Origin of the sequence: Providencia sp. PROV073, assembly GCF_033688125.1 — a bacterium.
GTDB lineage: Bacteria > Pseudomonadota > Gammaproteobacteria > Enterobacterales > Enterobacteriaceae > Providencia > Providencia hangzhouensis.
Genome location: NZ_CP096353.1, coordinates 623,339 through 636,298, shown reverse-complemented (window position 1 = coordinate 636,298; position 12,960 = coordinate 623,339). Strand labels below are relative to the sequence as shown.

Annotated in this window: 14 protein-coding genes; 1 reads left to right on the top strand and 13 read right to left on the bottom strand. The window is 41.0% G+C overall.

All coding sequences use genetic code 11. The annotated features are described in order from the left end of the window. Positions 1 to 20: 20 nt before the first annotated feature. Positions 21 to 746: a dipeptidase PepE gene (gene pepE, locus M1F17_RS02710; RefSeq protein WP_318837223.1), complete on the bottom strand. Its 726-nt coding sequence runs from the start codon at positions 744 to 746 to the stop codon at positions 21 to 23. 165 nt (positions 747 to 911) lie between these two features. Here pepE and rfaH point away from each other — a divergent pair, with 165 nt between their 5' ends. Further along, entirely contained in the window at positions 912 to 1,406 is a 495-nt protein-coding gene (gene rfaH / locus M1F17_RS02705; protein WP_036958310.1) for a transcription/translation regulatory transformer protein RfaH, read from the top strand. A gap of 79 nt (positions 1,407 to 1,485) precedes the next feature. On the opposite strand, the gene tatC is transcribed toward rfaH, so the two are convergent. The 12 genes from tatC to denD all read right to left on the bottom strand — a co-directional run bounded on the left by tatC (position 1,486) and on the right by denD (position 12,904). After that, on the bottom strand, positions 1,486 to 2,253 hold the full coding sequence (gene tatC / locus M1F17_RS02700; protein WP_004260806.1) for a Sec-independent protein translocase subunit TatC: 768 nt from the start codon (positions 2,251 to 2,253) through the stop codon (positions 1,486 to 1,488). A gap of 3 nt (positions 2,254 to 2,256) precedes the next feature. After that, positions 2,257 to 2,802 (bottom strand): Sec-independent protein translocase protein TatB, encoded by a 546-nt coding sequence (gene tatB / locus M1F17_RS02695; protein WP_094961390.1) that lies wholly within the window; start codon positions 2,800 to 2,802, stop codon positions 2,257 to 2,259. A 3-nt stretch (positions 2,803 to 2,805) separates the two neighbouring features. Next, positions 2,806 to 3,087: a twin-arginine translocase TatA/TatE family subunit gene (gene tatA, locus M1F17_RS02690; RefSeq protein ID WP_096865125.1), complete on the bottom strand. Its 282-nt coding sequence runs from the start codon at positions 3,085 to 3,087 to the stop codon at positions 2,806 to 2,808. A gap of 115 nt (positions 3,088 to 3,202) precedes the next feature. Next, the gene (gene ubiB / locus M1F17_RS02685) at positions 3,203 to 4,837 is read right to left on the bottom strand and encodes a ubiquinone biosynthesis regulatory protein kinase UbiB (protein ID WP_004260814.1); all 1,635 of its coding nucleotides are present in this window, start codon (positions 4,835 to 4,837) and stop codon (positions 3,203 to 3,205) included. Then, positions 4,824 to 5,477, bottom strand: a complete 654-nt coding sequence (locus M1F17_RS02680; protein WP_094961391.1) for an SCP2 domain-containing protein — start codon at positions 5,475 to 5,477, stop codon at positions 4,824 to 4,826. Before M1F17_RS02680 ends, ubiB begins: the two co-directional genes overlap by 14 nt. Position 5,478: 1 nt before the next feature. Next, positions 5,479 to 6,234 (bottom strand): bifunctional demethylmenaquinone methyltransferase/2-methoxy-6-polyprenyl-1,4-benzoquinol methylase UbiE, encoded by a 756-nt coding sequence (gene ubiE, locus M1F17_RS02675; RefSeq protein WP_004260818.1) that lies wholly within the window; start codon positions 6,232 to 6,234, stop codon positions 5,479 to 5,481. Positions 6,235 to 6,309: 75 nt separating this feature from the next. Then, complete coding sequence (gene rmuC / locus M1F17_RS02670; RefSeq protein WP_096865126.1) at positions 6,310 to 7,665, bottom strand: DNA recombination protein RmuC; 1,356 nt, start codon at positions 7,663 to 7,665, stop codon at positions 6,310 to 6,312. A 107-nt stretch (positions 7,666 to 7,772) separates the two neighbouring features. Next, positions 7,773 to 8,303, bottom strand: coding sequence for a DedA family protein (locus tag M1F17_RS02665; RefSeq protein WP_004260821.1), 531 nt, complete (start codon positions 8,301 to 8,303; stop codon positions 7,773 to 7,775). Between the two features lie 149 nt (positions 8,304 to 8,452). Then, a complete protein-coding gene (locus M1F17_RS02660) occupies positions 8,453 to 9,235 on the bottom strand; it encodes a tyrosine-protein phosphatase (RefSeq protein ID WP_096865127.1) in 783 nt (260 codons plus the stop codon). Between the two features lie 274 nt (positions 9,236 to 9,509). Beyond that, on the bottom strand, positions 9,510 to 10,268 hold the full coding sequence (gene udp / locus M1F17_RS02655) for a uridine phosphorylase (RefSeq protein ID WP_004260826.1): 759 nt from the start codon (positions 10,266 to 10,268) through the stop codon (positions 9,510 to 9,512). A 289-nt stretch (positions 10,269 to 10,557) separates the two neighbouring features. Beyond that, positions 10,558 to 11,934 (bottom strand): GntP family permease, encoded by a 1,377-nt coding sequence (locus tag M1F17_RS02650; protein WP_094961394.1) that lies wholly within the window; start codon positions 11,932 to 11,934, stop codon positions 10,558 to 10,560. A 10-nt stretch (positions 11,935 to 11,944) separates the two neighbouring features. Then, entirely contained in the window at positions 11,945 to 12,904 is a 960-nt protein-coding gene (gene denD / locus M1F17_RS02645) for a D-erythronate dehydrogenase (RefSeq protein WP_004260834.1), read from the bottom strand. Positions 12,905 to 12,960 lie beyond the last annotated feature (56 nt).

The following is a 12,960-nucleotide window of genomic DNA, read 5'->3' as shown; positions in this document are numbered from 1 at the left end:
TTCTGGTTTAGTATACCATTTTACTGGCAATCAAAAGGGACTAATTTTTCTAATAGTAAAGTATCAAATTGTTCTGAGAATGTTTTATTATGCTGAAATAGTTTAAAACCTTCATCTTTTCCGCTGAAATAATGAAGTTCATTATCTTTAATTTGTAACCCACTTCCTTCCCTGAGCGCAACAACAACTTCATGAGGATTAATCACACAAAATTCTTGTAATCGTTCATCACGAGTTTCGCCCATATGACCAGAAATATGAGCATCAATATAATGAGGGTTAATTTGTAATGGAAATAGCCCCAGAGATGGCATAATTGCAGCATTACTAACAGGCATATCATTCGTAGTACGGATACTTGGAGTCGCTACATTGCATCCTGCACTCCAGCCGATATATGGCACACCACGCTCACGAACCGCACGTTGAATCGCAACTATCAACCCGTTCTCATGTAGGCATTTATTCAACCACCAAGTGTTACCACCACTCACAAGAATACATTCTGCCTGCTCAATCGCTTCCACAGGACTAGAAAAGTGCTCAATAGACGTAACTTTTATTCCCAACGCATCTGAAAGCTGTTCTGCTCTTTCGTCATGTGAACCGAGAAGAACTGCATACGGAACCAAAACTGCTGACTTTATGTTCTTACGAACAATCATTTCTTTGATTCGAGGTAAGGCGTAGCTGAGCCATACCGGGTTGCCTGGTAGCTTACCGTTACTCAACAAAAAGATATCCATTATGTCTCCTACTGATTTGGTTTTTGCATTACAGTTATCATAAGACTATATTCGGTTAATATAGACCTAAGCATATCAATAATATGGTTCTGTTCTTCATTAGTCACATTGTTATGTCGTAATTTGTTATCATAAACATAGTTTTGTCAGATGGAATTCAAAAAAATGGAAAAATGGTATTTGCTTTATTGCAAACGCGGCCAAATTGAACGGGCTATGGAGCATTTAAACCGACAGAATGTTGTTTGTATGACGCCCATGACTGAAATGGAAAAGGTGGTTAGAGGGAAAAGGGTGACAGTGCAAGAAGCCCTGTTTCCAAACTACTTATTTGTGAAATTTGATCATAATGAAATTCATACGACAACTATCCAATCAACAAGAGGGGTTAGCCATTTTATTCGTTTTGGCCAATTTCCGACGGAAGTCCCCGAAGAAATTATTGAGCTATTACAACAAACCCCCGTTAGTTATTCCGTCGCACCAGATATACCAAAACATGGCGACCAAGTGACAATTACCGAAGGTATTTTCGCGGGAGTACAAGCTATTTTTGATGAGCCTAATGGAGAGTATCGTTCTATTCTTTTACTGAATATTTTAAATAAAAGTGTACCTAAAGTGGTTGATAATACGCAATTTAAAAAAAATACAGATTGAACGCTTTAAGCAATCAAAAGCCCTTCTTAAAGGGCTTTTCACCTTTTTGCATTGCAAATTAAAGATAATTTAATGCAAATCAAGACTCTTCTTTTTCTTCTTCCTCTGCCCCTTCTTGCCGGTTTCTACCTTTACCAACATAGAAATTGGATAGTAAAACTCCGAGCTCGAAAAGCAAATACATTGGAACAGCAAGCAAAGTTTGAGAGAGTACATCTGGCGGCGTTAAAAACATCCCAACGATAAATGCCCCAACTAAAATATAAGGACGTTTACGTTTCAGAGATTCGGGTGTAGTCACGCCTGTCCAACACAGTAAAATAATTGCAATAGGTACTTCAAATGCCGCACCAAAAGCCATGAATAATGTCATGACGAAACTAAGATATTTACTGATATCGGGAATAAAGTTAACGCTATCTGGGGTCGTTTTAACAAAGAAACCAAATGCGAGCGGAAAAACAACGAAGTAGGCAAATGCCATTCCCAAATAAAACAAGAAACTACTTGAAACAAGCAAAGGCAACATGAGTTTGCGTTCATGCTTGTATAAGGCAGGTGCAATAAAAGCCCAAATTTGATAGAGAATAACCGGTATCGATACAAAAACCGAAACCATCATTGTCAATTTAATTGGGGTAAAGAATGTTGACGCCACATCTGTCGCACTCATTTGCGAACCTACTGGTAGCTTATCAATCAAAGGGGCTGCTACCAGCCGATAGATATCATTTGAAAAATAAGCAAGCGCAGCAAAAACAATTAAAACTGTAATTAAACAGTTTAACAGCCGTTTGCGAAGTTCAATGAGGTGGCTAATAAGTGGTTGTGTATCATTTACAGCCATGTGTTATTTTTCACTTTCAGTTTGATTAGAGTTTTTTACTTTAGCATCGAGTGATTCTACTGTTTTCACGGCAACTGAATCTTCTGGCTTTTCATCCTCAACAACAGCCGCCATTTTAGCAGCATGCTCTGGGTTTGGATCAGACTCTTCAGGTGACTGCTGAGTATTATCTTTCGCTTCCTTTACAGCACTATCGTAACTGTCAGTGATCTCTTTTGCTTTGTTTAACTCTGTTTCAATATCATTGGTTGTCGCTTGGTAATCGCTTTTAAGCGATTGTGCCGCTGTACGCAGTTCTTCCATTGACTGCTTAAGTTCAGGAGAAAGCGCTTCTAAATTAGCTTTTTCTTCCACCTTTTTCAGCGTTTCTTGCAGCTCCTGCAGCTTTAACTCTTGCGATAACTCGTTTTGTACATTTGCAGCCATAGAGCGCATCGCACGGATCCACCCAGCGACAGTTCTCACTGCCACTGGTAACCGCTCAGGGCCTAATACAACGAGACCAATAACTGCAATAAGCAACAGTTCACTAAAACCTATGTCAAACACGGTTTAACCCTGCTCTTTGTTTTTGCTCTCAACTGGGCTTTCTTTCTTTTCAGCAGCCTGTTGTTCAGTAATATTTTTAGGTGCGAAGTCAGCATCTTGCTTTTCTTGTTCTGCTTTTGCTTTTTCGTCATCACTCATTGCTTTTTTAAAGCCTTTGAGTGACTCACCCAAATCTGAGCCTAAAGAACGCAATTTTTTGGTGCCGAAAATTAAAATAATAAGTAAAGCAATGATAATGAGTTGCCAAGGACTACCGAAAGCAGCCATTGCAATAGTTGATTCCATTGTTAATACCTCTATATAGTTTTGGGATCAATTGTTATTAGATCTATTATATACAACCAACACAAAATACGGAAATGTTCACAGCCTTATAAACTTGTCGCAAAACAAAGTTTACTTAATTTCCGCCGGTTTTACACCAACCAAACAACCAAGACAGTGCACCTGCCACCATAAATACAATTCCAAACGGTGTGAGATTAGAAATGAGGAATAGAGTCCCACAGAGAATAAATGTAGCACCGATACCTAAAAGGTACTGAGATTTACGCTGCTTATTACGCTGACTTTTCAGTTGTTGAGTTAGTTGATCGATATTTGATTGTAAGTACTTATGCTGCCGTAATGCACCATAAATTAAATCCGGTATTTCAGGCATTTTTTCTGCCCAATAAGGTGCTTTTTCTTTTAATGCCTGAGTAATTGCAGGTATCCCTACTTGGCTATGAACCCAGTCCTCTAGAAATGGTTTTGCGGTTTTCCAGAGATCAAGCTGTGGGTAAAGCTGCCGTCCTAGGCCTTCTACATACAATAATGTTTTTTGTAATAATACCAACTGTGGTTGAACTTCCATGTTGAAACGACGTGCTGTATTAAATAAATTCAATAATACTTGCCCAAACGAAATTTCAGCTAATGGTTTTTCAAAAATAGGCTCACATACGGTACGGATAGCAAACTCAAAGTCTTCCACATTTGTGTCTGAAGGAACCCAGCCGGAGTCAACGTGCAGTTCTGCTACCTTACGATAATCACGATTAAAAAAAGCAATGAAGTTTTCTGCCAAATAACGCTTATCTTCTTTGTTTAATGAGCCGACTATCCCACAGTCTATCCCTATGTATTTAGGGTCCTCTGGATGATCGTAACTAACAAAGATATTTCCTGGATGCATGTCAGCATGGAAAAAGCTGTCGCGGAAAACCTGTGTAAAGAAGACCTTAACACCACGCTCTGCCAGCAGTTTCATATTCGTTCCCTGCGCTTTAAGCGCAGTAATATCGGAAACTGGGATCCCGTAGATACGCTCCATCACCATCACGTTTTCACGGCAATAATCTGGATATACCTCTGGTATATACAGCATGGCGCTATTTTCAAAGTTACGACGAAGCTGAATGGCATTTGCCGATTCACGGAGCAAATTCAGCTCATCGATCAAGGTTTTTTCGTATTCACGCACGACTTCTTTGGGTCTTAATCGCCGCCCATCTGGCAGCAAAGGAACCCAATTTGCAATACGATACATTAACTTAATATCAGCTTTAATAATTGGCAGAATATCAGGACGAATAACCTTGATGACAACATCTTTACCATTTTCTTTTAACGTTGCGGTATGCACCTGAGCAATAGACGCAGAAGCTAAAGCTTGTTCATCGAAGTCATCAAACCACTGTTCTAAAGGCCCTTCGAGAGATTCCTCAATATAGCCTCGTGCCAGTTTGCCATCAAAACTTGCCACTTTGTCTTGTAATAATGACAATTGATCTGCGATTGCAGGTGGGAAAAGATCTCGGCGAGTCGATAGCATTTGGCCAAATTTGATCCAAACTGGCCCGAGTTCTTGAAGGGCGAGACGAAGTCTTTCGCCCAATGTTTTGTCTTTATGCTTATTTTTAATCCAAAAGAAACCTAAGCGACCTATTCTTAATGGTAACGTTAGTTTAGTTTTGGGGATTAACTCATCTAATCCGTAAGAGAGAAAAACCCGAATAATGAAGTAAAGTCGTTTTATTTCACCGGGTGTCATTCTTCTCCTCCAACTGGCTTAAACGTTGCTCAAGTGCACTCATTGAATTTTCTACTTGCTCAACTTCATCACTAAAATGAGCAAGTTCAAGCTGGCTAGGCGCCATCTTCCATTCTTCAATTATTGCGTCTTTGATATACGTTTTTTGCCGTTTTACTAAATGAGATGCAAGACAAGCACCTTTATTCAGGAACTTGCTAAGACCTTCTGCCGCAACATCACCAATGTAAGGTGATAGATAATGAGCAGGATTCCAAATTGCTAAGTCAAGTAAAGAAGACCAGTGCTGTACAATTTGCATATCCCCTTCAATCACGATATCACCACGATTGATAAGTTGAGATAATTGCTGTTTGTCTTTCAATTTAACTAGCGTAAAGATGGATGTTTTAATGGTACAGTCCGCAGGCTCAACCCACTGGCTTAACACATCAACATGATTTTCAGCAAAAACGAGTGTTAACGTTTTATTCAGTTCTTTAAGTTCAATAGCCATAACCTTGCCGGCCAAGCGCATTCTAGCTGGCTGTAGAACTTTTTCTTTAAACAACATGTGGTTAAGAGAGGTTTCCATCAATGCTGTTATCAAAGAATACAAAACTGTATTTTGATTTTCGGTATGTGTTGATGGTGCTTCCATCTTAGAATTTAAACCCTTTATGCAATGCGACAATTCCACCTGTCATATTAGTGTACGTCACCTGTTCAAACCCTGCATTTTCCATCATACCTTTTAGTGTTTCTTGGTTTGGATGCATACGGATTGACTCAGCTAAATAGCGATAGCTATCGGGATCATTAACGATCGCCTGACCAATACGAGGGAGTATATGGAATGAATAGGCATCATAAGCTTTATTCAGTGGCTCAATAATTGGCTTAGAGAACTCTAACACCAATAAGCGCCCACCCGGCTTTAACACTCGGAACATAGAGCGTAGCGCTTTGTCTTTATCGGTGACATTACGCAAACCAAAAGAGATAGTAATGCAATCAAAATAGTTATCAGGGAATGGCAGTTCTTCTGCATTGGCTTGTACATAATTAACATTACCAACAATGCCTAGGTCACGTAATTTCTCACGCCCCATTTTTAGCATTGAATCATTAATATCTGCGAGTATGACCTCACCTTTTTCACCGACTAAACGTGAAAATTTAGCGGTTAAGTCACCCGTTCCACCTGCAAGGTCAAGTACTCGTTGATTACGACGTACCCCACTCGCTTCAATGGTAAAACGCTTCCAAATACGATGGATACCGAATGACATCAAATCATTCATTAAGTCATATTTTGATGCTACTGAGTGAAAAACATTCGCTACTAGGCCAGCTTTATCTTCTTTGCCGACAGTACGGAAACCGAAATCAATGGTTTCTTTAGTTGGTTCAGTCATTTCTCTTATGCCTGCTTATCATTCAAACTTTTGTAGGAAGTGTAACAGTCTTTGGGCCAAAACCCTATCAGAAGTCTAAGATTCCGCACAATTAGACGTATCTGATCGCTCAACCAATTGGGGCTGGATAGGTTGTTTAATTTCGACCCCAAGCTCTTTAAAACTTTCCGCCTGGCTAATTAAATTTCCACGCCCTTCGGCAAGGCGTTTCATTGCCGATAGGTAAGTATTATTTGCTTTATCAAGACTGGTGCCTAAAACCTGCATATCATCCACAAACAAGCGCAGCTTGTCATACATTTTCGCTGCTCTATTTGCTATCTCCTGGGCATTTTGCCCTTGGCGTTCATACCGCCAAATATTATTAATTGTCCTCACCGCCACTAACAATGTCGAAGGACAAACTAACATAATATTCTGTTTAATTCCTTCATCAAGTAACTCAGGTGCTTCTTTCAAAGCCAGTAAATACGCAGGTTCAATAGGGATAAACATTAAAACGTAATCTAATGAACGAATTCCCGGTAACTGATGGTAATCCTTGCGGCTTAGCATACGCATGTGATTGCGGATAGATGCCACATGGTTTTTTAACGCCTGTTGCTGTTCATGTGGATCTTCGCTATTGAAGTACTGTTCATAGGAAACCAACGACATTTTGGCATCAACAACCACATCTTTCCCTTCAGGAAGATGGATAATCACATCCGGTTGATAGCGGCTATTATAACTTGTATTGATGCTAACTTGGGTTTCAAACTCACTTCCTTCACGTAAACCTGAGACTTCGAGGATCCTGGTAAGAATAGTTTCCCCCCAGTTTCCTTGAATTTTGTTATCCCCTTTCAAGGCTCGTGTCAGGTTAACCGCTTCTTTGGTCATTTGATTATTGAGCTGCTGTAATTGCCGAATTTCATAGGCTAAAGTGTGGCGTTCTTTCGCTTCTTCACCAAAACTTTGCTGAACTTGCTGACGAAAACCTTCTAATTGCTCACGAAAAGGTGACAGCATCGCCAATAGGCTTTTTTGTTGTTGCTCTGATGCACGACGCTCATTTTGTTCAAAAATACGATTTGCTAAGTTTTCGAATTGTGCTGTCAGCCGTTGTTCGCTATTTTGTAAAATTCGCTGTTTTTCTTCGTTGGCTAGCTGGTTCTGTTCAAAACGAGTGATAACTTCGCGAAGCTCCGCTTCTTGTTCTCGGTTAATATCCCTTTGAGTGCGCAATTCTTGATCTAGCCTGTCATACTCTTCTTTCCATTGCGCAAGGTGGATGTTTTTTTCGTCACTTGCAGCAAGTTGGCGGTTGAGTTGTTGTAGTTCCTGATCTTTTTGCGCAATTTTTTGGGCAATAGAGAACCAAGCGGCTAAACCACCAACTAAAACGCCACTCAACGCACCAATAACAGCATATAAAAGAGAGGTATCCACGGTTAAATCCTTACTTTACAAAGTCTAGTGTAAGGTAATGGGATACTGTATAAGTGTCCAGAGGTAATTTAGCCATCGAAGAAAATTTTGCGAAGCACTTCGCAAGCTTAGCCTATCCAACTTGCGAACCATTTCAGGCCGAGCGCTCCCGGCGCTAAAATACCAAATGCCCAAATCATCGCAGAAGCAATATTCGCAAGTTGGAAATGCCGTTGTGGCATGGCGCAAATCCCTGCAACCAAGGGAACAATAGCTCGTAACGGCCCGAAGAAGCGCCCAAAGAAAATTCCCCAAATACCCCATCGGTCAAAGAAACGCTGCCCTTTATCAATCATTTGTGGGTTACGAGAAATCGGCCACATATGGCGTACATTTTCTTTGTAATGATAACCAATCCAATAAGAGAGCCAGTCCCCAAAGAAAGCACCGAGAGCTGCTGCTAACCATATTGGCCAGAAAGTAATATTACTTTCACCAATTAAAGCGCCAAGCGCGAGTAAAATAACCGTTGCTGGTAACAGGAGTGACAAAAATGCCAAAGATTCCCCAAACGCCAAAAAGAAAATAATAGGAAGCGCCCATACTTCATGTTCGCGTGTAAAGTCCGTCACTATGGTGACAATTTCATTGAGTGTCACGGTCAGTTCCTTTCATTAGGGAATAATCAGAATACTGTAGCGAAAAAGTGGTAAATCAAGATTAAACAAAGCAGAAACACTTTTAGAAAAACTAAGTTGTGGATACGGAAAAATGGATTATCCACAACTCATCTTACAGTTAGTGAAACTTAGTCCAAAAACTGACTCTGCAGTGCTTCTCGTTGTTGCCTTCCTAAGCCAAAATCTTTTTCTAGCCATTGGTCAACATTGCCATAATGGCTTTCAATACTGTTTAGAGCCGTTCTTAAAAAGTCTTCACGTACCGAATAGACATACTCAAATTTTTTCACAATGCTTTCGTCCATCGTTTTTGCATGCTCTTCGAGTAAATGCTTGCGGTATGGTGCAAGTGTTTCATTAGTCAGTAAGTAATCTTCCATTACAGTGTCTAAATCTGCACCTAAAGCAAATAATACTAATGCGGACCCGACGCCTGTACGGTCTTTTCCTACCGCACAGTGTTGTACGATACCACCTTTTTCTGGCTGTTTGAGTAAATTGACCAATTGGTGATAAGCAGGATTGTTCAGTGGTAATAATTCATATAAACGGAACATAAAAGCTTGCGGGTCAAATTGTTCCAATATTTCTGGCGTAAGTTTATCTAAATTTGCTGTGACCTCTTTTGCTAACGGATTTGCTGGTGCATGCACATAATGCGCGCCTTGCCAAATGACATCAGGCTTATCTAAGATTTCAGCTTCATCACGATAATCAATGATTTGGAAAAGATTTTGTGAACGTAGAACAGCTTCGTCCTCTTGAGTTAATCGGTCTAACGCACCGGAACGAAACAGGACTCCAGGCTTGATCTTCCCACCATTAGCGAGTTTTTTACCACCAAGATCGCGGAAGTTAATACCGCCTTTTAAAGGCAAAACAGAAGGATGAAGATAAGGTGTTGTTGACATAATAATTCCTTTTCGCCCTACAGCTTTCATTCCAGTTAGCAATAAAACAAATGTAACCTGAACAATTTAAGGGCACATAATATTGATAATTGTTTTTATGACAATAACAGATCTAGCGAATAAGAGGATCAGAATATTTCCTGTAAATTGATTAACAATTGTAACATTTATAAAGGAAATAAAGAGAAATAAGAGGTATGTAAAAGGACTAAGCCCGCTTACTTTTTGTCCACAACCGAGTGAAAGTCAAGTAAACGGGCCAGTAAATCACGGACTACAGTAAGCGGCGTGCAGCTTCAACCACAATACTTAATACGTTACCTTCAGTTTTCTTCAGTAACGCTTCATTTGGAATTTCTTGTTGGGTACGATTTACGATAACACCCGCAACCATACCAGCACGTAACCCTTTACTACTAGAACACATAGTCAGCAATGTGGCTGATTCCATTTCGTAGTTCATCACGCCCATGTCTTGCCACTCTTTCATCGAACCTCTGAAATGACGCATCACACGGCCAGTATAGGTATCATAACGCTCTTGACCTGGGTAGAAGGTATCAGATGATGCAGTTACACCAACATGAACGGTTGCACCTGCATCTTTCGCTGCGGCATAAAGCGCATTGGTACAATCAAAATCGGCAACTGCTGGGTATTCTAATGGCGCGAAGTGTTGGCTAGCACCGTCTAAGCGAACTGCTCCAGTTGTCACTAAAACATCACCGACATTGATATCTTCTTGGATTGCACCTGTTGTACCAATACGTAAGAAAGTGCGAATACCAAGCTGCGCAAGTTCTTCGACTGCAATAGACGTTGATGGGCCACCGATACCGGTTGAACAAACAATAACGGCTTTTCCGTCAACCTCACCACGCCAAGAGGTGTATTCACGCAATGACGCAAGGTGTACAGGGTTATCCATCAGACGTGCAATTTTTTCAACACGGTTAGGATCCCCAGGAACAATCGCTACGGTCGCACCCTGTAAGTCACTTTTCTTTAAACCTAAGTGGAAAACGTCAGACATTTCAAACTCCTTTACACAATGGCATCATTAAATCAGTCAATACTGATTAATCGTTATTTATAATATAGCGATAAAGCCATAATTTTTTAGTGATGAATGTCACTTTTAATGAAAACAATAAAAGCTTGATTTCATCATTAAGTGATTTACATCACATTTATTCATTGGTTTTATTTCTCTTTAAAATCCATTGTCATCAGTATAGATGAAAGTTTGACATAACGACAAAAGCGCCCCTGATTGCTGGGCGCTTTGATTATTTGGCAGAACTAAAAGTAGTAACGCTATATTAGAGAATTACATCAAGAACGAGGACACCAACTAGACCTATTGCCCACGCAATGGTGGTCGGAATAGACCAAACAATGATTTGCTGTTTAACGTCCTTAATTCCCATCATTCTGTTCACAACCCAATACAGGCTGTCGTTAAAGTAACCGAAGAACAGAGACCCCATGGTTGCCGCTTGCGCTGCGACCAATAAGTTAATATCAGGTATTTGGCTAATGATTGGTGCAGAAATAGATGCTGCGGTAATCATTGCTACTGTACCCGAACCTTGAATCAAACGAACCAACGTCGCGATGATAAACGGAATCAATACAGGTGTAATTGGCAGATTTGCTACATGCTCAGCAAGAATGTTTCCTGTGCCACTATCGCGCAGTACCGCGCCTAATGCACCACCAGCCCCCGTAACAAGCAGAATAATACCGGCTGCTTGTAAGCCTTCTTCCATACGGTCGATGACTTCTTCTTTCGTTGCTTTTGGCATTAATGTGTAAACAGAGATCAACACACTAATTGATAATGCAATAATGGGTGCGCCTAAAAATTCAAATGTTTGGAAATACCAATTGCTTTCCATACCTTGGAAAGATTCTGTTTTAAGAATTAATCCATTAATTGCATTTATGAAAATTAACAAAATAGGCGTAATAATCGGTAAAAGCGATAAGAACAGGCTTGGTAATGGTTTATTCGCTTTTTCTTCCATATAACGAGCGTGAACTTCTTTCAGGTCTTCACTACCCGTTTCATCTGGCATAAATTCAGGGTATTTAGTCCCTAACCATTTTGCGTAAAGAACAATACCGATAACACAAGGAATAGCGAGGCTCATTCCTGCCAGGATCATTGCGCCAACATCGACACCAAAGATCCCTGCCACGCCTAAAGGCCCAGGTGTTGGTGGAACGGTGTGGTGTGTCACCACTAACCCACCAGCGAGTGCAACGCCTAAAGTCAGTATGCTACGTTTACCATTTTTGGCTAATGCTTTTGCCAATGGGTATAAAATCACAAAAGCGGAATCAACGAAGATAGGAATACTGACAATATAACCGGTAATTGCCAACGCCCATTCTTCACGCTTTTTTCCTAACCATTTGATAAAGCTATAAGCGATCTGTTCAGCAGCACCTGAAACTTCCAGCACCCTTCCCATCATTACCCCGAGTCCGATAACAATACCGATGCTACCGAGTGTTGACCCAAAGCCTTTTGTAATGACTGTCACTGTCTCTGCTGCGGTCAAACCACCGGATATACCTGCGATTGCTGCGGCAATTAGCATTGCTAATAACGCATGAACACGCGTTCGTAATACTAAGAAGATCAGGACAAATATGGCCACTGCGAGGCCAATAATAGGAATATAGGACATAGGCTATCTCCTACTTAGACGAACCGTGGTGGGTGATAAACGAACGGATCGCATCACCAAACGAGCCATCTGCACGAAAACCGAGATCCAATGCACGGCTGATATCAAATTTGCCCGGCCAGCTCGCCACAATACGGTTAATGGCTTCATCAGGCTCAAAGCGAATAAGATCCACAGCTTCTTGGCCTGCAACATCACGCAGAGCATCGATCATACCTTGGACGGTAACGGTGATACCTGGCAGGTTCACAGTGCGTGATTTACCAAATTTTTCAGCAGGGATACTGACCGCATGAATAAAGTTGTTAATCACAGTTTCAGGGCTAGATAACCACAGCGCTAGGTCAGGGGAGACAGGACAAACACTTTCAACCCCATTTAATGGCTCGCGAATAATGCCACTTGCGAATGAAGAGGCCGCTTTATTTGGCACACCCGGACGAATACTAATGGTTGGTAAACGCATCACACGGCCATCAACAAAGCCTTTACGTGAATAGTCATTGACCATCAATTCACACATGGCTTTTTGAGCACCATAGGACGATTGTGGGTTAACGACACACAAGTCTGTGATGACATCAGGTAGCTCACCACCAAACACAGCGAGGGAGCTGGTGAACATAAATTTGATTGCAGGGTTCTTGGCACGAGCGACTTCCAATAATTGACGAGTGGCTTCAAAGTTAACCTTCATACCCAAGTCAAAATCACTTTCAGCATGGCTACTTACGATAGCTGCAAGGTGGAAAACCACATCGGTTTGTGCATCAATCAGTTTATCAGCCGCCCCTGCTTGCGTTAAATCTAACGCGACGCAACTGACTCTGGCATCTTCAACCGGTGATGTAGGGCATTGAATATCGGCTAAAACAAGGTGGTCAAATTTTAAACCCTGGCTATTTTTAAGCAAAGCAGCGGCTAGCTGCTGGCCCAGAAAGCCTGCGCCACCAGTAATAATAACTTTCATTGTAATTCTCCTTGCTATAGCCTTTTAACTGGCTATGCAGTTTTAGGTAAGATTAT